The organism is Pseudomonas aylmerensis (assembly GCF_001702265.1).
Taxonomy (GTDB): Bacteria; Pseudomonadota; Gammaproteobacteria; order Pseudomonadales; family Pseudomonadaceae; genus Aquipseudomonas; species Aquipseudomonas aylmerensis.
In genome coordinates this window covers 1-21,942 of record NZ_MAUE01000003.1, presented here as the reverse complement: position 1 = coordinate 21,942, position 21,942 = coordinate 1, and the positions used below count along the sequence as shown (strand labels likewise).

The following is a 21,942-nucleotide window of genomic DNA, read 5'->3' as shown; positions in this document are numbered from 1 at the left end:
TCGATTGGAGAAAACGGAATGTCTTCCTTGCTACGCGCCACCCTGATCACCCTGGCCCTGTTGACCACCGCCGGCTGCACCAGCAAGCCGATCCTCAACACCCAGCACGAGCTGCCGGTTGCCAACCAGGTCAGCGAAGAAAAAATGAAAACGGTGATCATCAACGCCCTGCAAAAGCGCGAGTGGACGGTGCAACGCCTGAGCCCGCAACTGGTACAGGCCGAGATCAACGTGCGCAACCAGTACTACGCAGCGATCGACATCCGCTACACCCGCAACAGCTACACCATCACCTACCGCGACAGCCGCGACCTGGGCTACAAGGACGGCAAGATCCATCGCAACTACAACCGCTGGGTGAGCATGCTTGATCGCGACATCATGGCGGCATTGCGCGCCAATGGCATGACCGTGGCAGAACCGGCGACGCCATGAGTGACGTAACCCGCAGAGCGGGTTAATGAGCAGCAAGGCCCTGCCGCCCCCCGGCAGGGTTCATTGATAAAGACAGTTCCCTTAATAACTGATATTACCGCCGCCTTCCTGGCTGATCTGAATACTGTTGCCGCTATTGCCGTTGTGCCCGCTATTGACGTAGCGGCTATCAGCGCCGGCATTACCATTATTGCCATAGTTACCGTAATTGCCGTGATCACCGACGGCGTTAATATTTTTATTATTACCGTTATGACCTTGGTTGACATAGGCACTATGATTGCCGCTATTGGCATTATTCCCATAGTTCCCGTAGTTACCACTCGCGCCAATTATCCCACGGTTATCATTATTGCCATTGTTGCCGTGATTCTCATAACGCGAGTTCACCCCGATGTTTTCGTTATTCCCATAATTACCATGGTTACCCGACCCCGAAGAGGGACCGTACACCGCATAGGCCGCCTGGGCTGCCCGACCTGTAGAAACCATCTAACACCTCACGTTTGGTAGAAAAATTTATGATGAGCCGGCACGCCGACCCACCCCTTAATTGCAATGAGAAAATAACAGTTCCACAATGCTGAAAAAAAACAAACTATCGGCACACTACAAACACGGCGCACACAGTGACAGACGTGCCTTCGCCATTTAGGCACCTCGTCAGACCCCACACATAACCTGCAACTGAAACAGAACCTTCAAACGGCTATACGACGACCGCTATCACTGCCAGGCAGGAGCGCAGCCAGGCGATTGCCGTTATTGCCGTTGTCGCCCTGATTGTCATAGTGACTATTGCTGCCACTGTTGCCATTGCTCCCATAGTTACCAAAATTACTGCCATTCATACTGTTGCTGCCGGTATTGGTATTGATGCTTAACTGACCAATATTTATATTAACGTTATAGTTAATCGTGACGGCCTGAGGTGTGTTGCCCTGGCCAGCATCTGCCGCGTTCGGGCGAAGGCCTGCACCGGTATTCCCCGCAGGGTTGCCTGGTTGATTCGGGCCTGTCGTAGTTGGCCCCTGACAATGCCGCTGCGCCCCGACGCCATTTTGGACCGGGCCAGTTCCCTGGCGAACAGGGGCCTGGTTCGGCTGGTTGCCTGGACCCGGATTTCCCCGAACATTGCTCCGCTGCCCTTGGCCTGGCGTATTTTGCGCCTGACGTTGCTGCCCCGCACCGCCACCTTGGCCTGGCACTGCCGCGTTCGGGCGAACGCCTGCACCTGTATTCCCCCGACCGCTTCCTCGTTGCGTCTGGCCTGCCGTATTGGGCCCCTGACAATGCGGCTGCCCCCCAACAGCACCATGGCCTGGGCCGGTTCCTTGGTGTGGGGCCGACGGGTTCGGGCGAACGTCTGCACCCGTATTCCCCCGAGCATTGCCCCGGTGCGCCTGGCTTCCCGTATTGGGCCCCTGGTGCTGCGGCTGCCCCCTAACACCACTTCGGCCTGGGCCGGTTCCTTGGCGTGGAGCCGCCTCGTACGGATGAATGCCTGCGGCCGTGTGCCCCGGTGGCCCATAGCCTATAGGGCGTTGCCCCTCACCGTGCGCGTTGCCGCCAACGCGCTGCTGGGCCCCGCCACCGCCTTGACCTGAACGGGTTACTGGACTCCCAATCGGCGGACCCGTAATGGTGTCAACGGCTGCACCCGGCATTCCAAGCCGCCACAACAACCAGCCAAGCTCAGCGCTTCGATTACCAGCGATCATACGAACCTCCCACATCGAATATTTCAATACGAAGCCTTCGGCAGGATCAGTGGCCATTCGCACAAAAAGGGTTCCAGCTTTCCCATACGAGAACGACGAATCGCCCCTCTGGAAAAAGCGACTCTGAAACCCGCTTCAAGTCAGGGATCTGACCCACCAAGCGCCACATTTCAATGCATGCCTAGATCGCCGCCTTACGCGTCAACAACTCCACGAACGCCTTCGCCATCGGCGTCTGTACGCCCTTGCGCTGCACCAGCCACACCGCCGTTACCGCCTCCTGGTCCAGCAGCGTGCGATACACCACCCCATCAATGCGGATGCGCTGGTACGACGCCGGCAACACCGACACGCCCAACCCCGCCGCTACCAGGCCGATGATGGTCATCGCTTCGCCTGCCTCCTGGGCGAAGTGCGGGCTGAAGCCGGCATCACGCGCCAGGTTGAGCAATTGCGCATACAGGCCACTGCCGTAAGTGCGCGGGAAAAACACGAACGGCTCCTGCGCCAGTTGCGCCAGGTGCAATCCTCGTTCGCTGCCGTGCACCAACGGGTGACCGGCGTTCAATACGGCCACCAGCGGCTCGCGCATCAGCTCGACCACACTCAGTGAATCCGGCAACGGCAGCGGACGCATCAGCCCGACCTGGATCGACTCATCCACCAGCGACTCGGCCACCTCGGTGCTGCTCATTTCCTGCAGGTTCAAGTGCACGGCCGGGAACGCCTCGCGAAAGGCAAAGATCGCCTGGGGGATGCTGGAGTTGAAGGGCGCCGACGAGGTGAAGCCGATCTTCAGTTCCCCCAGCTCTCCCAATTGAGCCCGACGCGCGACGTCCGCCGCCTTGTCGACCTGCGCCAGCACCAGGCGCGCCTCCTGCAGGAACAGTCGACCAGCCTCACTCAGCTCGACCCGACGATTGGTACGTTCGAACAAACGCGCGCCCACCTCCTGCTCCAGCGCCTGGATCTGCTGGCTCAAGGGCGGTTGCGAGATGCCCAGCACCTGCGCGGCGCGGCCAAAATGCAGTTCTTCGGCAACGGCGATGAAATACCGCAAGTGACGCAATTCCATGCAAGCCTCATTAGGTCGTTAAAGCTATCAAACAGGTCGAACAATATATTGGAAAGAATCATTAGCCAGCTATATTCTTTTCAGCATTGCCAGTCCTGGCACGCTCTTCCTCCCCGAGGTCCCCGTGAAATCTGCTGTTGCTCCCTTCGCGCAAGAAGTCCCACCCACCGCCTTGGATGAGGTGGTGGCGCAGCTCAACGACGAGTACATCGAAAAAGGCACGCCGATGTTCATGCGCACGGTGCTGGCGCTGTTTTCCGGCGGGTTTGCCACCTTTGCCCTGTTGTATTGCGTGCAGCCGATGATGCCGGCGTTGTCCCACGAGTTTTCCATCAATGCCGCGCAAAGCAGCCTGATTCTCTCGGTGGCGACGGCGATGCTGGCGTGCGGCTTGCTGATCACCGGGCCGATTTCCGACCGGCTGGGACGCAAGCCGGTGATGGTGTCCGCGCTGTTCTGTGCGGCGCTGGCGACCATCGCCAGTGGCCTGATGCCAACCTGGGAGGGCATCCTGCTGATGCGCGCGCTGGTAGGCCTGTCGCTGAGCGGCCTGGCCGCCGTGGCAATGACCTACCTGAGCGAAGAGATCCATCCGCAGCACATCGGCCTGGCAATGGGCCTGTACATCGGTGGCAACGCGATTGGCGGCATGAGCGGGCGCCTGATCATCGGCGTGTTGATCGACTTCGTCAGTTGGCACACCGCGATGCTGATCATCGGCGCACTGGCGTTGATCGCCGCCACCGTGTTCTGGAAGATCCTTCCCGAATCGCGCAACTTCCGCGCCAGCAGCCTCAAGCCGCGCAACCTGGTGGATGGTTTTGTCATGCACTTCAAGGACGCGGGCCTGCCGTGGTTGTTCCTTGAGGCGTTCCTGCTGATGGGCGCGTTCGTGACGATGTTCAACTACATCGGCTATCGCTTGCTGGCCTCGCCCTACGAACTGAGCCAGGCCGTGGTCGGCCTGCTGTCGCTGGTGTACCTCTCGGGCATCTACAGCTCGGCGAAAATCGGCTCCCTGGCCGACCGCCTCGGCCGCCGTCGCGTGCTGTGGGGCACGATCGTGCTGATGCTCGCCGGCATGGCGCTGACCCTGTTCACCCCGCTGTGGCTGGTGGTGCCGGGCATGCTGATCTTTACCTTCGGCTTCTTCGGCGCCCACTCGGTGGCCAGCAGCTGGATCGGCCGTCGCGCCGTCAAGGCCAAGGGGCAGGCGTCGTCGCTGTACTTGTTCTGCTATTACGTGGGGTCGAGTATCGCCGGTACGGCGGGCGGGTTCTTCTGGCACTTTGCCGGGTGGAACGGGATTGGGGCGTTTATCGTCGCGCTGTTGATTGGGGCGTTGCTGGTGGCGCTGAAGCTGGCGAAGTTGCCGCCGCTGGGGAATGTGAAAGCCTGATACGGTCCTGCTTTAAATGTGGGAGCGGGCTTGCTCGCGAATGCGCAGTGTCAGTTGATACACCGCATTCGCGAGCAAGCCCGCTCCCACAGTTGTTTTGCGTGTTAGTTGTGGTATTGCGCGGACAGTTCGTGCACCGCCTGCAGGAACGCACCAGCGTGCTCCGGGTTCACTTCCGGGGTGATGCCATGACCGAGGTTGAACACGTGACCGGTGCCCTTGCCATAGCTGGCCAGGATGCGTCCGACTTCGGTGCGGATCGCTTCCGGCTTGGCGTACAGCACGGTCGGGTCCATGTTGCCTTGCAGGGCAACCTGGTTGCCGACGCGACGACGGGCATCGCCCAGGTCGCAGGTCCAGTCCAGGCCCAATGCATCGGCACCGGCATCGGCGATGCTTTCGAGCCACAGGCCGCCGCCCTTGGTGAACATGATGACCGGCACTTTACGGCCTTCGTGTTCGCGGATCAGGCCGCTGACGATTTTGCGCATATAGGCCAGGGAGAATTCCTGATACGCCGCGGCCGACAGGTTGCCGCCCCAGGTATCGAAAATCTGCACTGCCTGGGCACCGGCCATGATCTGGCCGTTGAGGTAGGAGGTGACCGACTGCGCCAGCTTGTCCAGCAGCAGGTGCATGGCCTGCGGGTTGTCGTAGAGCATGGCCTTGGTCTTGCGGAAGTCTTTCGACGAGCCGCCTTCGACCATGTAGGTAGCCAAGGTCCATGGGCTGCCGGAGAAGCCGATCAGCGGCACGCGGCCATTCAGCTCGCGGCGGATGGTGCTGACGGCGTCCATCACATAGCCAAGGTCCTTGTGCGGATCAGGGATCGGCAGGGCTTCGATATCGGCCAGGGTGCTGACGACTTTCTTGAAGCGCGGGCCTTCGCCGGTTTCAAAATACAGGCCTTGGCCCATGGCGTCGGGGATGGTGAGGATGTCGGAAAAGAGGATGGCCGCGTCCAGTTGTGGGTAGCGGTCCAGCGGCTGCATGGTGACTTCGCAGGCGAACGCAGGATTCATGCACAGGCTCATGAAATCGCCGGCGTTGGCGCGACTGGCGCGGTATTCCGGCAAGTAGCGACCGGCCTGGCGCATCATCCACACAGGGGTGACGTCCACGGGTTGCTTGAGCAGGGCACGAAGGAAACGGTCGTTCTTGAGGGCAGTCATGTCGGCATCCGCAAAAAAAGTGCGGGCATTTTCTCAGAGCGCGACGCAAAAGGCACGGAATGCGCCGTGCCTTTTGTCTATCGGGTCAATTTGTCGCATAAAAGCAGCGCCAAGTTTCAAGCTGCAAGCCCCAAGTATCGGGGCTTCCAGCGTGCAGCTCATTGCTTGAAACTGGCTGCTGGCGTCGTCAGACGCCCAGGTAATCCAGGATACCTTCGGCGGCATTGCGCCCTTCGAAGATCGCCGTCACGACCAGGTCAGAACCGCGCACCATGTCGCCACCGGCGAAGATTTTCGGGTTGCTGGTCTGGTGCTTGTACTGGCCTTGTTCCGGGGCGACGACGCGGCCCTGGCTGTCGGTCTGGATCTGGAACTGTTCGAACCACGGCGCCGGGCTTGGGCGGAAACCGAAAGCGATGACCACGGCATCGGCCGGGATGATCTCTTCGGAACCCGGGATCGGCTCGGGGCTGCGACGGCCACGGGCATCCGGTTCGCCGAGACGGGTCTCGACCACCTTCACGCCTTCGACGCGGTCTTCACCGACGATAGCAATCGGCTGGCGGTTGTAGAGGAATTTCACCCCTTCTTCCTTGGCGTTCTTCACTTCTTTGCGCGAGCCGGGCATGTTCGCTTCGTCACGACGGTACGCACAGGTCACCGACTTGGCGCCCTGACGGATCGAGGTACGGTTGCAATCCATCGCGGTGTCGCCACCGCCGAGTACCACGACCTTCTTGCCTTTCATGTCGACGAAATCTTCCGGCGACTTTTCAAAGCCCAGGTTGCGATTGACGTTGGCGATCAGGAAGTCGAGCGCGTCATACACCCCCGGCAGGTCCTCACCGGCAAAGCCGCCCTTCATGTAGGTGTAGGTGCCCATGCCCATGAACACCGCATCGTATTCCTCGAGCAATTGCTCCATGGTGATGTCTTTGCCGATTTCGGTATTGAGACGGAACTCGATACCCATGCCGGTGAAGACTTCACGGCGATTGCTCAGGACGGTTTTTTCCAGCTTGAACTCGGGGATGCCGAAGGTCAGCAGGCCACCGATTTCCGGGTTCTTGTCGAACACCACCGGGGTCACGCCGCCACGCACCAGCACGTCGGCACAGCCCAGGCCCGCCGGGCCCGCGCCGATGATCGCAACGCGCTTGCCGGTCGGCTTGACCTTGGACATGTCCGGACGCCAGCCCATGGCGAACGCGGTGTCGGTGATGTACTTCTCCACCGAACCGATCGTCACCGCGCCGAAGCCGTCGTTGAGGGTGCACGCACCTTCGCACAGACGATCCTGCGGGCACACTCGGCCACACACTTCCGGCAAGGTGTTGGTCTGGTGCGACAGCTCGGCGGCGGCAAGGATGTTGCCCTCGGCCACCAACTTGAGCCAGTTGGGAATGAAGTTGTGCACCGGGCACTTCCATTCGCAATACGGGTTACCGCAACCCAGGCAGCGGTGGGCCTGGTCGGCCGAGTGCTGGGGCTTGAAGGGTTCGTAGATTTCCACGAACTCCTTCTTGCGTTGACGCAACAGTTTCTTCTTCGGATCTTTGCGCCCGACATCGATGAATTGGAAGTCGTTATTGAGACGTTCGCCCATCTTCAAAACCTCTTACACGACAGCTCCAAGCGGCAAGCTTGAAGCTGCAAGAAAATCACATTAACCGGCATACCGCGCACTGCATTTCACTTGCGGCTTGAAGCTTGCCGCTGGCGACTGCACTTATTGCGGGTTGGCACGGATGCTGGAAAGCAACGACTTCAAGTTGGCAGCCTTGGGCTTGACCAGCCAGAAACGACGCAGGTAATCATCGAGGTTTTCGGCGAGGTTACGACCCCATTCGCTGCCGGTCTCCTCGACGTACTCGTCCAGCACGTGCTGCAAGTGGTTCCGGTAGGATTCCATGGCTTCGCCGCTGATCCGCTGGATCTCGACCAACTCGTGGTTGACCTTGTCGACGAAGGTGTTGTCCTGGTCGAGCACGTAGGCGAAACCGCCGGTCATGCCCGAACCGAAGTTGTAACCAGTCTTGCCCAGTACCGCGACAAAGCCACCGGTCATGTACTCGCAGCAGTGATCGCCGGTACCTTCCACCACGGTGTGGGCACCGGAGTTACGCACGGCGAAACGCTCACCGGCCGTACCGGCGGCGAACAGCTTGCCACCGGTGGCGCCGTACAAGCAGGTGTTGCCGATGATGGCACTGTCCTGGGTCTTGTACACGCTGCCTGCAGGCGGAACGATCACCAGCTTGCCGCCGGTCATGCCCTTGCCCACGTAGTCGTTGGCATCGCCTTCCAGGTACATGTGCAGGCCGCCGGCGTTCCACACGCCGAAGCTCTGGCCAGCGGTGCCTTTGAAGCGGAAGGTGATCGGTGCTTTCGCCATCCCCTGGTTGCCGTGCTTGCGCGCGATTTCGCCGGAGATCCGTGCGCCGATGGAACGGTCGCAGTTGCAGATATCCAGGGCGAACTCGCCACCGCTGGCATCGTTGATCGAGGAACTGGCCATCTCGACCATCTTCTCGGCCAACAGGCCTTTGTCGAACGGCGGGTTGCGATCCACCTGGCAGAATTGCGGCTTGTCGGCCGGGATGTGATCACTGCCCAACAGCGGTGTCAGGTCGAGGTGGTTCTGCTTGGCGGTCTGGCCTTCGAGGATATCCAGCAGGTCGGTACGCCCGATCAGCTCTTCGAGGGAACGCACACCCAGCTTGGCCAGCCACTCACGGGTCTCTTCGGCGACGTAGGTGAAGAAGTTCACCACCATGTCGACGGTGCCGATGTAGTGATCCTTGCGCAGCTTCTCGTTCTGGGTCGCGACGCCGGTGGCGCAGTTGTTCAGGTGGCAGATGCGCAGGTATTTGCAGCCCAGGGCGATCATTGGCGCAGTACCGAAGCCGAAGCTCTCGGCGCCGAGGATCGCAGCCTTGATCACGTCGAGGCCGGTTTTCAGGCCGCCGTCGGTCTGCACCCGGACCTTGCCGCGCAGGTCATTGCCGCGCAGGGTCTGGTGGGTTTCGGCCAGGCCGAGTTCCCACGGCGCGCCGGCGTACTTGATCGAGGTCAGCGGCGATGCGCCAGTGCCGCCGTCGTAGCCGGAGATGGTGATCAGGTCTGCATAGGCCTTGGCCACGCCAGCGGCGATGGTGCCCACGCCGGCTTCCGCCACCAGCTTCACCGAGACCAGGGCCTGCGGGTTGACTTGTTTCAAGTCAAAAATCAGCTGCGACAAGTCTTCGATCGAATAGATGTCGTGGTGCGGCGGAGGCGAGATCAGGGTCACGCCGGGTACTGCGTAACGCAGCTTGGCGATCAGGCCGTTGACCTTGCCGCCTGGCAGTTGGCCGCCCTCACCGGGTTTGGCGCCCTGGGCTACCTTGATCTGCAGCACTTCGGCGTTGACCAGGTATTCCGGGGTCACACCAAAGCGGCCGGTGGCCACCTGCTTGATTTTCGAACTCTTGATGGTGCCGTAGCGCGCCGGGTCTTCACCGCCTTCACCGGAGTTGGAACGCGCACCCAGGCGGTTCATGGCTTCGGCCAGGGCTTCGTGGGCCTCGGGCGACAAGGCGCCCAGGGAAATACCGGCGGAGTCGAAGCGCTTGAGGATCGATTCCAGCGGCTCGACTTCGTTGATGTCCATCGCGGTGTCCAGGGTCTTCACCTTGAACAGGTCGCGGATCATCGACACCGGGCGGTTATCCACCAGGCTCGTGTATTCCTTGAACTTGGCGTAGTCGCCCTGCTGCACGGCAGCTTGCAGGGTGTTGACCACGTCCGGGTTGTACGCATGGTATTCGCCGCCGTGGACGAACTTCAGCAGGCCGCCTTGCTGGATCGGCTTGCGCGCGCTCCAGGCTTCGGCCGCCAGGGCTTTCTGCTCGGCTTCGATATCGACGAAACGCGCGCCCTTGATACGGCTCGGCACACCACGGAAGCTCAGCTCGCAGACTTCTTCGGACAGGCCGATGGCCTCGAACAGTTGCGCGCCACGGTACGAGGTGACGGTGGAGATGCCCATCTTCGACAGGATCTTCAGCAGGCCCTTGGTGATGCCTTTACGGTAGTTCTTGAACACCTCGTAGAGGTCGCCGAGGACTTCGCCGGTACGGATCAGGTCGCCGAGGACTTCGTACGCCAGGAACGGATACACGGCAGAGGCGCCGAAGCCGATCAGCACCGCAAAGTGATGCGGGTCACGGGCGGTAGCGGTTTCGACGAGGATGTTGGAATCGCAGCGCAGGCCTTTTTCGGTCAGGCGGTGGTGTACCGCGCCGGTGGCCAGGGACGCGTGGATCGGCAGCTTGCCCGGCGCGATGTGGCGGTCGGTCAGCACGATCTGGGTACGACCGGCGCGCACGGCTTCTTCGGCCTGGTCGGCGACATTGCGCACAGCGGCTTCTAGACCGAGGCTCTCGTCGTAGTTCAGGTCGATGATCTGGCGGTCGAAGCCCGGGCGATCCAGGGTCATCAGCGAGCGCCACTTGGCCGGCGAAATTACTGGCGAGCTGAGGATCACGCGAGAAGCGTGCTCAGGCGATTCCTGGAAGATGTTGCGCTCGGCACCGAGGCAGACTTCCAGGGACATCACGATGGCTTCACGCAGCGGGTCGATCGGCGGGTTGGTCACCTGGGCGAACTGCTGGCGGAAATAGTCGTACGGCGTGCGCACGCGCTGGGACAGCACGGCCATCGGCGTGTCGTCGCCCATGGAGCCGACCGCCTCGTAGCCTTGCTCGCCAAGCGGACGCAGCACCTGGTCGCGCTCCTCGAAGGTGACCTGGTACATCTTCATGTACTGCTTGAGCTGGTCGACGTCGTAGAAAGCCGAACCGTGGTCGTTGTCTTCCATGGTCGCCTGGATGCGCAGGGCGTTCTTGCGCAGCCATTGCTTGTACGGGTGACGCGACTTCAAGCGGTTGTCGATCGCGTCGGTGTCGAGGATCTGCCCGGTCTCGGTGTCCACGGCCAGGATCTGGCCAGGGCCTACACGGCCCTTGGCGATCACGTCTTCGGGCTGGTAGTTCCACACGCCGATTTCCGACGCCAGGGTGATGAACCCGTTGGTGGTGGTCACCCAACGCGCCGGGCGTAGGCCGTTGCGGTCGAGCAGGCACACGGCGTAGCGACCGTCGGTCATGACCACGCCGGCCGGACCGTCCCACGGCTCCATGTGCATCGAGTTGTACTCGTAGAATGCACGCAGATCCGGGTCCATGGTTTCGACGTTCTGCCACGCTGGCGGAATGATCATGCGCACGCCACGGAACAGGTCGATGCCACCGGTGACCATCAGCTCGAGCATGTTGTCCATGCTGGAGGAGTCGGAACCGACGCGGTTGACCAGCGGGCCGAGCTCTTCCAGGTCCATCAAATCGTTGGCGAACTTGGTGCGACGGGCCACGGCCCAGTTGCGGTTACCGGTGATGGTGTTGATCTCGCCGTTGTGGGCGAGGAAGCGGAACGGCTGGGCCAGCGGCCATTTCGGCAGGGTGTTGGTGGAGAAGCGCTGGTGGAACACGCAGATCGCGGTTTGCAGGCGCTCATCGCTCAGGTCTGGATAGAAGGCGGTCAAGTCCGCCGGCATCATCAGGCCTTTATAAATGATGGTCTTGTGGGAAAAGCTGCAGATGTAGTGGTCGGTGTCGGCGGCGTTGGCCACGGACGAACGACGACGCGAGGTGAACAGCTTGATCGCCATGTCCTGGTCGCTCAGGCCATCACCGGCAATGAACACTTGCTCGATCTGCGGCAGGCGCTCAAGGGCCAGGCGGCCGAGCACGCTGGTGTCGATCGGCACTTTGCGCCAGCCGACGAGTTGCAGGCCGGCAGCCAGGATCTCGCGGTTCATGTTCTCGCGAGCGGCTTCGGCTTTGACCGGGTCCTGGTTGAAGAACACCATGCCCACGGCGTACTGCTTGGGCAAATCGGTGCCGAAATGCTCCTTGGCGACAGCACGCAGGAACTGGTCGGGCTTTTGAATCAGCAAGCCACAACCGTCACCAGTCTTGCCGTCGGCGTTGATCCCACCACGGTGGGTCATGCAGGTCAGGGCCTCGATGGCCGTTTGCAAAAGGGTATGACTGGGCTCGCCCTGCATATGGGCTATCAGGCCGAAACCGCAGTTATCCTTGAATTCATCGGGTTGGTACAGACCTGCTTTCATAGACACTTTCTCACCAGGCTGCCTCTTATATCGAGGCAAATTTCTTTTCAATTCAACCGGTTACCTTCCACGCCGAACGTACGCCGGCTTAGCGGGGGCAAAAGGGAGGTCATTGTACACACCGACACGAACGCTCACAAATTTAGCGACGAAATGTCGCAAATCTATGTCGCATTTATGAAAGGTTTAAAGCGATATGCTGTGCTAGTCAAAACTTTTTTAATTCTGACCGCTACGACTCAAAAGCTACTGTGACGCAGACACCACAAAGCGCGCGGCCTTCAGGGCTGCACGCTGTTGTAGTTTTTTTGAGGTGCCGGGAGGGCGGCCTGGGTAAGGCCGCCGGATCTTCAGCGAGTTGTTGCGAGTTCTTGTTGAACGCTGGCAACAGTGCGTGGCCAAGGTTTACCAGCCTGGACCTTCGCTGGCAAGGTTTTGATCGCAGAATCAGCAGCGGCACGGCTGGAGAAACTGCCGTAGGTGATCACGTAGAGAGGCTTGCCGTTGAGCACTTTCTTGAAATAACGGTACTCGCCACCCTGCTCTTTCACGAACGCCTGGGCGTTGGCTTCGGAGCTGGTGCCGAGGATCTGCACCACGAAGTTACCGGTCGGCTGGCTGGTGTACCAGCTGCTGCCGGCGGCGCCAGCCTTGGCAACGGTGGCGGCAGGTTTTTCTGCAGGCTTGGCAGCCGGTGCCGGAGCGGGCTTGGCGGCTGGTGCAGGGGCGACCGGCTTGGTCACTGGCGCAGGCTTGGCCGTGGCGACGGTAGGTGCCGGCGTCGGCTTGGCAGCCGGCTGGCCCGCTGGCACACCCGCAGGTGGTGCAGTGGTGGTGACCGTCGGCGGTGTGGCGCTGGAGCCTTCCACCGGCACGCCGTCGTCGCCTTCGGAGATGCCGCCGGCTTCTTCGGCGAGCGGGCCGCGCATCACCGGCTGGCCGACCATCGGCAGGTTGGTCGGTTGGCCGGAGTTGGCGAACTCGACATTTGGCGTGGGCTTGCCCAGTGGCAACTGCGCCTGTTCGGTTGGCGCGCCGGCAGTCGTCGGTGCCTTGCTGCGACCCGGGATCAGCCAGGCAGCGGCAACGGCGACCACGACAACGGCGGAAATCGCCAATACGTGCTTCTTAGGCATAGTGAACCCCATCTTTGGACGCTTGACCGCAGAGCGGCTGGCAATCATGGCTTCGATCATGGCATCGCGGGCGACCTGGTTGATGGTGCCAGGCCAGCCGTCGGAGCTTTCGTGAATATCAGAGATCTGCGCAGCGGAGAAAAGTTCGATGCCCTGCCCTGCGCCTTCAAGGCGTTGAGCCAGGTATTCGCGGGTTTCTTCCTCTTCGTACGGCTGCAATTCGATGACGTGGAACAGCTCCTGATCGCCACTGATCTGCTCCAGATCGGCGATCAACGAAGACTCACCGAACAGGAACACATGGGGGCGACCTTCCGGCGTACCCGCCGCCAGCGCCAGCAGTGCTTCCAGGGCGGATTCGTCGAGTTGTTCGGCGTCATCCACCAGCAGGTAGACTTCCTGGCCGGTCAGGCCCAATTGCACCACCTGCTTGAGGATCGCATTCGGCTCGGCAGTGGACACGTCCAACGCCTGGGCCACTTGGCGCAATACGCCCGCTGCATCACCAGCGCCGCGAGCCGAGACCACCACGCTCTGTACCGACTGCTTGTTGGTGCTGGCCACCAGGGCCTGGCGCAGCAGGGTCTTGCCGCTGCCCAACGGGCCGGTCACCACCAGCAGCAGTTGGCTGTAGCGCGCCAGATGGTGCAACTGCCCAAGCACCGGCTTGCGCTGGGCCGGGAAAAATTTGAAGCCAGGCACCCGTGGAGCAAAGGGGTCGTGGCTGAGCTGGTAATGGCCGAGGAACGCCTCGTCGGCATGCAAACTAGTCATCGGGATCTTATTAACCTTTAAGCTGGGCCAGGGCGCGGTAATCCGCTCCCAGCGTGGCCTGTAAAATCTCTTTCGGATAATCGTCGGTCACCACTGCTTCGCCCATGTGGCGCAGCAGCACCAGTCGCAGTCGACCGTCGATCACTTTCTTGTCTATCGCCATATGTTCGAGGAAGTCCGCCTCGGTCATCTCCTCAGGCGGGATGACCGGCAAACCGGCGCGCTGGAACAGGCGGATACCACGATCACGCTCCTGGGCACTGATCCAGCCCAGGCGGTGCGACATCTCCAATGCCATCACAGTGCCAGCCGCAACGGCCTCCCCATGCAACCACACACCATAGCCCATGTGGGTTTCGATCGCATGGCCGAAGGTGTGACCCAGGTTCAAGGTGGCCCGTACACCGGACTCCCGTTCGTCGGCATTCACCACCAGCGCCTTGGCGGCGCAGGAGCGGGAAATCGCTTCGGTGAGTGCCGCCTGGTCCAGGTTGCGCAGGGCGTCTACGTGCTCTTCCAGCCAGGTGAGGAACGGCTCGTCACAGATCAGCCCGTACTTGATGACTTCCGCCAACCCCGCCGACAGCTCGCGCGGCGGCAAGGTGTTGAGGGTCGCGGTGTCGATCAGCACGGCTTGGGGCTGGTAGAACGCGCCAACCATGTTCTTGCCCAGCGGGTGGTTGATACCGGTCTTGCCACCCACCGAGGAATCGACCTGGGACAGCAAGGTGGTCGGCACCTGGATAAAGTCCACGCCACGCTGATAGCAGGCGGCCGCAAAGCCGGCCATGTCGCCGATCACACCGCCGCCCAGGGCGACCACGGTGGTACGGCGGTCATGACGTGCGGTCAGCAGGCCGTCAAAGATCAGTTGCAGGGTTTCCCAGTTCTTGTGGGCTTCGCCGTCGGGCAAGATCACCGAGATCACGGAATACGCCGACAGGCTGCGGCTCAGACGCTCAAGATACAGCGGCGCGACCGTTTCGTTGGAGATGATCGCCACTTGCCGCCCGGCAATATGCGGTGCGAGCAACTCGGGCTGGTCCAGCAGACCTTCGCCAATATGGATCGGGTAGCTGCGCTCGCCTAGATCGACCTTAAGTGTCTGCATGTGTCCCCGCGTTGAAGATGTATTGACGACCGGTAACGTCCAGATCAGACGTTGCCTGATGGCTCTACGCCACACCCGCAAAGGTGATAGCGCGCCGCCGAGAATAGCGCATTTCGGGCCTGGCTTTAACGGGGTGGCAGCCGTTGCAGGCGCTCAAGAATGTCGAGCACCACCATCCGCGGTGGCCGCTCATCGGTTTCCACCACCAGATCGGCGATCTCCCGATACAGCGGGTCGCGCAGCGTCAGCAGATCCCGCAGGGTCTTGGCCGGGTCGGCGGTGCGCAACAACGGGCGATTGCGATCGCGGGCGGTACGGCCCACTTGCTGTTCCACCGACGCATGCAGATAGACCACGCGACCGCCGGCATGCAGCGCCCGGCGGTTTTCCTCGCGCATCACCGCGCCACCGCCGGTCGCCAATACCACGCCATCGCAGCCGCACAGCTCGGCAATCATCGCCTGCTCGCGGTCGCGAAAGCCCAGTTCGCCTTCCTTATCGAAGATCCATGGGATATTGGCACCCGTGCGCAATTCAATTTCCTTGTCGGAATCTTTGAATGGCAGGCGCAGCTCTTTGGCCAGCAAACGGCCGATGGTGCTTTTTCCAGCCCCCATCGGTCCTACAAGAATCAAATTTCGCACAGAATCAACGACTCACAGCAATCGCCTGGTTATTCATAATACGCGGAGTCAGGAATACCAGCAGCTCGGATTTTTTCTCCGCCAGCACATCGCGCCGGAAAAGGCGGCCAAGATACGGCACATCGCCCAAAAATGGCACTTTATCTACCACTTTGCTTTGGGTATTGGAGAAAACCCCGCCAATCACGATGGTCTCCCCATCCTTGACCAGCACCTTGGCGTTGACCTCGTTTTTCTTGATCGGCGGCACGTCATTGAGCTTGTTCAGGTAGTCGGGCTCATCCTTGGTGACCTTGACCTCCATGATCACCCAGCCGTCCGGGGTGATCTGCGGGGTGACTTCCAGCGAGAGCGAAGCCTCCTTGAACGACACCGACGTGGCACCGCTGGAGCTGGATTCCTGGTAGGGAATCTCGGTGCCCTTGAGGATGCGTGCGGTTTCCTTGTCAGAGGTGACCACTTTGGGTTGCGAGACAATTTCCCCGTTACCGGTTTTCTCCATGGCGGTCAGCTCAAGGTCCAGCAGCAAATTATCGGTGATGAAGGCGATACCCAGGCCGGAGGTACCGGCCAGCGAGCCCATATCGACAAACGGTGCGCTGGCCGGGTTTTCCACAGGCTCCATGCCGTCGGGCAAAGGTTTCTGAATGCCGCCAGCACCCCAACCACCGCGACTGAGTCCACCTCCCCAACGCACGCCCAGGCTTTTGTCGTAATCGACATTGGCCTCGACAATCCTCGCCTCGATCATCACCTGGCGCACCGGGATATCCAGCTGCGCCACGATTCGCCGCAGCTCGTCCAAACGCTCGCGGGTCTGGTAGGCGATGATGTTATTGGTGCGGTCGTCCACCGCCACCGAGCCGCGCTCATCGGTGCTGCCTTCAAGGCCAGCCACCGACTGGAACAGCTTGGCCAGGTCCGCGGCCTTGGCGTAATTGACCTGCAGCAGCTCGCGGCGCAAGGGCGCCAGCTCGGCCATCTGTTTGCGCGACTCCAGCGTCAACAGTTCGCGGGCAGCCAGCTCCTCGGCAGGCGCCACCAGCAATACACCGGCCTTCAGCCGCTTATCCAGGCCCTTGGCCTGCAGCACCAGGTCGAGCGCCTGATCCCACGGCACATCCTTGAGGCGCAGGGTGATCGAACCCTGCACGTCGTCGCTGGCCACCAGGTTGAGGCCCGCGACATCGGCGATTTGCTGCAGCACGGCGCGCAGCTCGATGTTCTGGAAGTTGAGGTTCAGCTTGTCGCCGGTATAGGTGCTCGATGCCGCGCTGCCGGGGGGCGGCAGCTGGATCAGATCCACACGATTGGGCACAGCAGCAGCCATCGGTGCCGTGAACGCTATCCATAGCGCCACACCGAAGGACGAGAAAGTCCTTTTCATTGGTTTATTCCGTTATGAGTTGACGTTTAACGCGAGGGTTCGCGGACGCTCCAGCCATGCACCCTGTTCATCGGGGAACAATTCCACCAGTTCTATATGCCCGTCATGGATGGCCGTCACCCGGCCGTGGTCCGGCCCCAGGTAATCCCCGACCGCGAGGCGATGCACCGTGGAGGCGGCACGCAGCAAGGCATAGGTCTGCAGCCCGCGAGACAAGGTACCGACCATTTCGAGCTGATCCACCGCCAGGCTTTCGAGGATGCCTCGCGCCCGGGTGAGGTCCGGCGCATGGGCCGCGCGGCCACGCACATGATCGACCTGGACGGCAAGCGGCTGGAACGGGTCGCGCAGGCCAAAGGCATCGTAGACAAACGGCTGGGCCTGAACGGCTATTCCCCGCCCCTGCTGCGCATGCCAATAGGTCCTGGCCAGCAGGTCCAGGCGCAGCAGCTTGCCATCACGGCGCAGGGCGACATCGTGCACCGTGGTGAGTCGTGCCATGCCGCCCAAGGCACTCACGAACGTGGCCAGGTCGTGGTAAGCGCCCGTCACGCCGATCTGCACCGGCTGCTCGCCGTGCAAAGACCGTGGTTGCTCATCCAGCGGGGCGATGCTTTCGATCAGCAAACCATTGGCCAGCGCCAACCGAGCGGTGTCTTCCAGCAAGGCGGGCATCTGCGATTCGGCGGGCAGCGCCTGCAACAGCTCGTCGAACTTCGCCTGCCTGAGTGCAAGCTCATGGACCCGTGCCTCGAGGCTGGCCGACAAGGCGCTTTTTTGCGCAAGCTGCTGCTGCAAAGCGACGTCCTCGCGCTCCAGCTGCTGCAACCGCTCCCGCGACGGGCCGAGGTACATCCACTCACCCATCACCAGCACCACGCCCACCAGCGCACAGCCCAGCAGGGCCTTGCCAGGTAGGGGCCATTTTGCAGCGTTGTGAGTGAGTGCAGAAATATCGAGCCTGGGCAGGCTCATGGTTGAGCCTCGGTGGACTCTCCCTGGCGCACCATCAGCTGGAATTCATTGTTGCCGCGCATGCCTTCGGTGCGTACATGCTGCAGCCGCGTGGCGTGGGCGCCTTCAGACGCCTCCAGGCGGCGCATCAACTGGGCGATGTCCTGGCTCGATTCAGCACTGCCGCTGATGCTCAGCGTGTCGCCCTTCGCCACGACTTCATGCAGGTGTACCCCTTCAGGCACCGCGCGGGCCAACTGGTCCAGCAGTTGGGCGCCGGATGAGCGGGAGTCGTGCAGGTCCTGTACGACCTTCATGCGCTCCGCCAGCTGCTGGCTTTGCTCCTGCAGGTCGTCGATGGTCTTGATGCGCGAATCGAGCACGCCGACTTCCTTGCCGAGGTGGTCATTGCGCGTCACTTGCCGGTCAATCGCCTGGTCGATCACCTGGTCCGCCAGCCACACGGCTGCGAGCGCCACACAGGCGAACGCCAGCAAACACGCGAGGAAGTACTTGCGTCGCCGCTCTGCCAGCGCCTGGCGCCAAGGCAAAAGATTGATTCGTGTCATCAAGCGAAACTCCTCAGGGCCAACCCGCAAGCAATTCCCATCCCTTGGGCATCCAAGGCCCATTGTGCACCATCGACTCGATGGCCCGGCGTGAAGCTGGCGAAATCCTGACTGCAAGCGCGCGCCAATGCAAACGCTTCGACGTCCACCACCTTCGGCACCAGCCCGGCCAGCGCCAAAACCGCCTCGCGTGCCTCCACCTGCGCCTTCAAACACGCAGCCAGCAGCACCTGCACCCGCGCCGGATCCTGGGACAATTGCCCTTGCACCTGAAAGTCGATGCTCACGTCATCCAATGGGTAGGGGATGTACTGGTCCGCCTCCATCTGGATCATCCATGTCATCTCGTCGTCGTTGAGGCCTGCTTCCATTTCGATCACCCGCGTGATCACCGAGGGCCCGGACACCGCCACGGCAGCCCCGCGCGCCGAGGTTCGCAGCCGTGCCAATGCAGCCTGCAGGACATGCCCGATCCCCTCGAGATCCAGCAAGGTACCATCCACCACCGCATGGGCCGGCAGCGCCTGGGTGGCGTAGCCTTGAATGGTGTAACCGCCGGTTGAATGACTCAATTCGACCAGGCTGATGGCCGTGTCATTGATATCGACGCCCAGGAGGGTGTCGGTTTTTCGCCTGAAAAATCCCTTTCGCATAAAACTCCCTAAAGCTTTGCCTGTCATACCGCCTGATTGCCGTCGGGCGCCATGCATTCGGTCGATTTGTTGAACCTGTGCGAATGACGTCCGAAGCCGAAAAATGCTTTAATGCCCAGCGTTTTTTCCCGCTTTTTATCTGCAGCTCGGGTTGATCCATCGTTTGCCATGCATGCCCCGACGCCTAACTCATTCTTTTCTCTGGAAATCCAAAAGCCTTGATTCGTCTGCTGAAGTTTTTCGGGTACTCCATTGTCGCGATCGTCTGCGGGCTGCTGCTCGTGCTCAGCGGGGCCTATCTCTACCTTAGTCCGGGTTTGCCCTCCGTAGAGGCCCTGAGAAGTATCCAGTTGCAGATTCCTTTGCGGGTCTACAGCAGCGATGAAAAACTGATCGCGGAGTTCGGCGAAATGCGCCGCACACCGATCCGTTTTGCCGACATTCCACCCAATTTCATCAGCGCGTTGTTGTCGGCCGAAGACGATAATTTTGCCAACCACTATGGCGTCGACCCCAGCAGCCTGGTGCGCGCAGCCACACAATTGGTAAAAAGCGGACACATTCAATCCGGCGGCAGCACCATCACCATGCAGGTGGCGAAGAACTTCTTCCTCACCAGCGAGCGCAGCTTTTCGCGTAAAGCCACCGAGATCCTCCTGGCGCTGCAGATCGAACGCCAGCTGACCAAGGATGAAATCCTCGAGCTGTACGTCAACAAAATCTATCTGGGCAACCGTGCCTACGGGATCGAGGCGGCTTCGCAGGTGTACTACGGCAAGTCGATCCGTGACGCCAGCCTGGCGCAGATGGCGATGATCGCCGGCCTGCCCAAGGCCCCGTCGCGCTTCAACCCGCTGGCCAACCCGGCGCGCAGCAAGGAGCGTCGCGACTGGATCCTGGGGCGTATGTACAAGCTGGGCAAGATCGACCAGGCCGCTTACGAAAGCGCCGTGGCCGAGCCGCTGAACGCCAGTTATCACGTGCCGACGCCAGAAGTGAACGCGCCATATATCGCCGAAATGGCGCGCGCCGAGATGGTCGGCCGCTACGGCAGCGAGGCCTACACCGAAGGTTTCCGCGTGACCACCACCGTGCCGAGCGACCTGCAGGAAATCGCCAACACGTCGGTGCATTCCGGCCTGGTCACCTACGACCAGCGCCACGGCTACCGTGGCCCGGAATCGCGCCTGCCGGGCAAGACCCTGAGCGCCTGGACCACCGAGTTGGGCAAGCAACGCCCGATCAGTGGCCTGGAGCCCGCCATCGTCACCCAGGTGAAGAAAGATGGCTTGCAGGTCCTGACCCGCACCGGCGAAGCGCATGTGGCGTGGGACAGCATGAAATGGGCACGCCCGTTCCTGAACACCAACAGCATGGGCCCGATGCCCAAGCAGCCGTCGGACGTCGCGCAAGTCGGTGACCTGATCCGCGTGCAGCGCCAGAAGGACGACAGCCTCAAATTCAGCCAGGTGCCGCTGGCCCAGGGCGCGCTGGTATCGCTGGACCCACAGAACGGTGCAATCCGCGCGCTGGTCGGTGGCTTCGCCTTCGAGCAGAGCAACTACAACCGCGCCACCCAGGCCAAGCGTCAACCAGGGTCGAGCTTCAAGCCGTTCATCTACAGCGCCGCACTGGACAACGGTTATACCGCCGCCAGCCTGGTCAACGATGCACCGATCGTGTTTGTCGACGAGTACCTGGACAAGGTCTGGCGCCCGAAAAACGACACCAACACCTTCCTCGGCCCGATCCGCATCCGCGAGGCGCTGTACAAGTCGCGCAACCTGGTGTCGATCCGACTGCTGCAAGCGATGGGCGTGGGCAAGACCATCGACTACATCACCCGCTTTGGCTTCAACAAGTCGGACCTGCCGCCGAACCTGTCGCTGGCCCTGGGCACCGCGACCCTCACGCCGATGGAGATCGCCACCGGCTGGAGCACCTTTGCCAACGGCGGCTACAAGATCACGCCATACCTGATCGACAAGATCGAAAGCCGCAATGGCGACACCCTGTTCACTGCCAACCCGCCACGCGTGCCGGGTGACGTGGTCAACGGCGTGGCGGCCACCGATGGCGTGGCGGCCCCGGGCAACGGCGGTATCACCATCGAGCCGACCCCAGGTACACAGCCTGCGGCAAATGCCACGGCCCCGACCGAGCCGCAGGCACCTGCCGTGGCCGAGCGCGTGGTGGATGGCCGTACCACCTATATCCTCAACAGCATCCTGGAAGACGTGATCAAGAAAGGCACCGGCCGTCGCGCCCTGGCCCTTGGCCGGGCGGATATCGCGGGCAAGACCGGTACCACCAACGATTCCAAGGACGCCTGGTTCTCCGGCTACAACGCCGACTATGTGACCACCGTGTGGACCGGCTACGACCAGCCGGAAAGCCTCGGCCGTCGCGAGTTCGGCGGCACCGTCGCGCTGCCGATCTGGATGAGCTACATGGGCGCCGCCCTGAAGGACAAGCCGCTGCATACCCAACCCGAGCCGGAAGGCATCCTCAGCCTGCGGATCGATCCGGTCAGTGGCCGCGCGGCCTCGCCAAGCACGCCGAATGCTTACTTCGAACTGTTCAAGAGCGAAGACACCCCGCCGTCGGTCAACGAGCTGGGCAATGGCGTTGCGCCAGGCAGCCCGCTGCCAGCGGATGAGGCGGCGCCGATCGACTTGTTCTAATCGGATCTGTGGCTGAGCACAGATCCAATGTGGGAGCGGGCTTGCTCGCGAAG

The 21,942-nt window shown here is 61.5% G+C and carries 15 protein-coding genes; 3 read left to right on the top strand and 12 right to left on the bottom strand.

Features of this window, described 5'->3' with window-relative positions:
* Positions 1-18: 18 nt before the first annotated feature.
* Positions 19-435, top strand: a complete 417-nt coding sequence (locus BBG20_RS02515) for a hypothetical protein (RefSeq protein ID WP_065899956.1) — start codon at positions 19-21, stop codon at positions 433-435.
* Between the two features lie 81 nt (positions 436-516).
* On the opposite strand, the gene BBG20_RS32270 is transcribed toward BBG20_RS02515, so the two are convergent.
* Entirely contained in the window at positions 517-927 is a 411-nt protein-coding gene (locus BBG20_RS32270; RefSeq protein ID WP_141697259.1) for a hypothetical protein, read from the bottom strand.
* A 1,410-nt stretch (positions 928-2,337) separates the two neighbouring features.
* Positions 2,338-3,231 (bottom strand): LysR family transcriptional regulator, encoded by an 894-nt coding sequence (locus BBG20_RS02500; RefSeq protein WP_065899951.1) that lies wholly within the window; start codon positions 3,229-3,231, stop codon positions 2,338-2,340.
* A 172-nt stretch (positions 3,232-3,403) separates the two neighbouring features.
* Here BBG20_RS02500 and BBG20_RS02495 point away from each other — a divergent pair, with 172 nt between their 5' ends.
* The gene (locus BBG20_RS02495; RefSeq protein ID WP_207200701.1) at positions 3,404-4,630 is read left to right on the top strand and encodes an MFS transporter; all 1,227 of its coding nucleotides are present in this window, start codon (positions 3,404-3,406) and stop codon (positions 4,628-4,630) included.
* A 104-nt stretch (positions 4,631-4,734) separates the two neighbouring features.
* Here the strand turns inward: BBG20_RS02495 and hemE are convergent, their stop codons facing one another.
* The 10 genes from hemE to pilM all read right to left on the bottom strand — a co-directional run bounded on the left by hemE (position 4,735) and on the right by pilM (position 19,205).
* Positions 4,735-5,802, bottom strand: a complete 1,068-nt coding sequence (hemE, locus tag BBG20_RS02490; protein WP_065899950.1) for a uroporphyrinogen decarboxylase — start codon at positions 5,800-5,802, stop codon at positions 4,735-4,737.
* Between the two features lie 187 nt (positions 5,803-5,989).
* Complete coding sequence (locus BBG20_RS02485) at positions 5,990-7,408, bottom strand: FAD-dependent oxidoreductase (RefSeq protein WP_065899949.1); 1,419 nt, start codon at positions 7,406-7,408, stop codon at positions 5,990-5,992.
* 123 nt (positions 7,409-7,531) lie between these two features.
* Positions 7,532-11,977, bottom strand: coding sequence for a glutamate synthase large subunit (gene gltB, locus BBG20_RS02480; RefSeq protein WP_065899947.1), 4,446 nt, complete (start codon positions 11,975-11,977; stop codon positions 7,532-7,534).
* 350 nt (positions 11,978-12,327) lie between these two features.
* A complete protein-coding gene (locus BBG20_RS02470; RefSeq protein WP_065899945.1) occupies positions 12,328-13,887 on the bottom strand; it encodes an SPOR domain-containing protein in 1,560 nt (519 codons plus the stop codon).
* 10 nt (positions 13,888-13,897) lie between these two features.
* Positions 13,898-14,998 carry a 3-dehydroquinate synthase gene (gene aroB, locus BBG20_RS02465; protein WP_065899943.1) on the bottom strand — a complete coding sequence of 367 codons (1,101 nt, stop codon included), beginning with the start codon at positions 14,996-14,998 and terminating at the stop codon, positions 13,898-13,900.
* Positions 14,999-15,123: 125 nt separating this feature from the next.
* Entirely contained in the window at positions 15,124-15,642 is a 519-nt protein-coding gene (gene aroK, locus BBG20_RS02460; protein WP_065899941.1) for a shikimate kinase AroK, read from the bottom strand.
* A gap of 4 nt (positions 15,643-15,646) precedes the next feature.
* A complete protein-coding gene (locus tag BBG20_RS02455; protein ID WP_065899939.1) occupies positions 15,647-16,972 on the bottom strand; it encodes a type IV pilus secretin PilQ in 1,326 nt (441 codons plus the stop codon).
* Between the two features lie 69 nt (positions 16,973-17,041).
* The gene (locus BBG20_RS02450) at positions 17,042-18,004 is read right to left on the bottom strand and encodes a pilus assembly protein PilP (RefSeq protein WP_065899937.1); all 963 of its coding nucleotides are present in this window, start codon (positions 18,002-18,004) and stop codon (positions 17,042-17,044) included.
* On the bottom strand, positions 18,001-18,552 hold the full coding sequence (locus BBG20_RS02445) for a PilN domain-containing protein (protein ID WP_065899935.1): 552 nt from the start codon (positions 18,550-18,552) through the stop codon (positions 18,001-18,003). The genes BBG20_RS02450 and BBG20_RS02445 overlap by 4 nt, the downstream gene beginning before the upstream one ends.
* Entirely contained in the window at positions 18,552-19,205 is a 654-nt protein-coding gene (gene pilM, locus BBG20_RS02440; RefSeq protein ID WP_065899934.1) for a type IV pilus biogenesis protein PilM, read from the bottom strand. Before pilM ends, BBG20_RS02445 begins: the two co-directional genes overlap by 1 nt.
* A gap of 221 nt (positions 19,206-19,426) precedes the next feature.
* Here pilM and BBG20_RS02435 point away from each other — a divergent pair, with 221 nt between their 5' ends.
* Positions 19,427-21,889: a penicillin-binding protein 1A gene (locus tag BBG20_RS02435; RefSeq protein WP_371920715.1), complete on the top strand. Its 2,463-nt coding sequence runs from the start codon at positions 19,427-19,429 to the stop codon at positions 21,887-21,889.
* Positions 21,890-21,942 lie beyond the last annotated feature (53 nt).

Bases quoted from the DNA above. Each gene is read 5' to 3' on its own strand.
- BBG20_RS02515 (WP_065899956.1), top strand. From the start codon at position 19: ATGTCTTCCTTGCTACGCGCCACCCTGATCACCCTGGCCCTGTTGACC.
- BBG20_RS32270 (WP_141697259.1), bottom strand. From the start codon at position 927: ATGGTTTCTACAGGTCGGGCAGCCCAGGCGGCCTATGCGGTGTACGGT.
- BBG20_RS02500 (WP_065899951.1), bottom strand. From the start codon at position 3,231: ATGGAATTGCGTCACTTGCGGTATTTCATCGCCGTTGCCGAAGAACTG.
- hemE (WP_065899950.1), bottom strand. From the start codon at position 5,802: ATGACTGCCCTCAAGAACGACCGTTTCCTTCGTGCCCTGCTCAAGCAA.
- BBG20_RS02485 (WP_065899949.1), bottom strand. From the start codon at position 7,408: ATGGGCGAACGTCTCAATAACGACTTCCAATTCATCGATGTCGGGCGC.
- gltB (WP_065899947.1), bottom strand. From the start codon at position 11,977: ATGAAAGCAGGTCTGTACCAACCCGATGAATTCAAGGATAACTGCGGT.
- BBG20_RS02470 (WP_065899945.1), bottom strand. From the start codon at position 13,887: ATGACTAGTTTGCATGCCGACGAGGCGTTCCTCGGCCATTACCAGCTC.
- aroB (WP_065899943.1), bottom strand. From the start codon at position 14,998: ATGCAGACACTTAAGGTCGATCTAGGCGAGCGCAGCTACCCGATCCAT.
- BBG20_RS02455 (WP_065899939.1), bottom strand. From the start codon at position 16,972: ATGGCTGCTGCTGTGCCCAATCGTGTGGATCTGATCCAGCTGCCGCCC.
- BBG20_RS02450 (WP_065899937.1), bottom strand. From the start codon at position 18,004: ATGAGCCTGCCCAGGCTCGATATTTCTGCACTCACTCACAACGCTGCA.
- BBG20_RS02445 (WP_065899935.1), bottom strand. From the start codon at position 18,552: ATGACACGAATCAATCTTTTGCCTTGGCGCCAGGCGCTGGCAGAGCGG.
- pilM (WP_065899934.1), bottom strand. From the start codon at position 19,205: ATGCGAAAGGGATTTTTCAGGCGAAAAACCGACACCCTCCTGGGCGTC.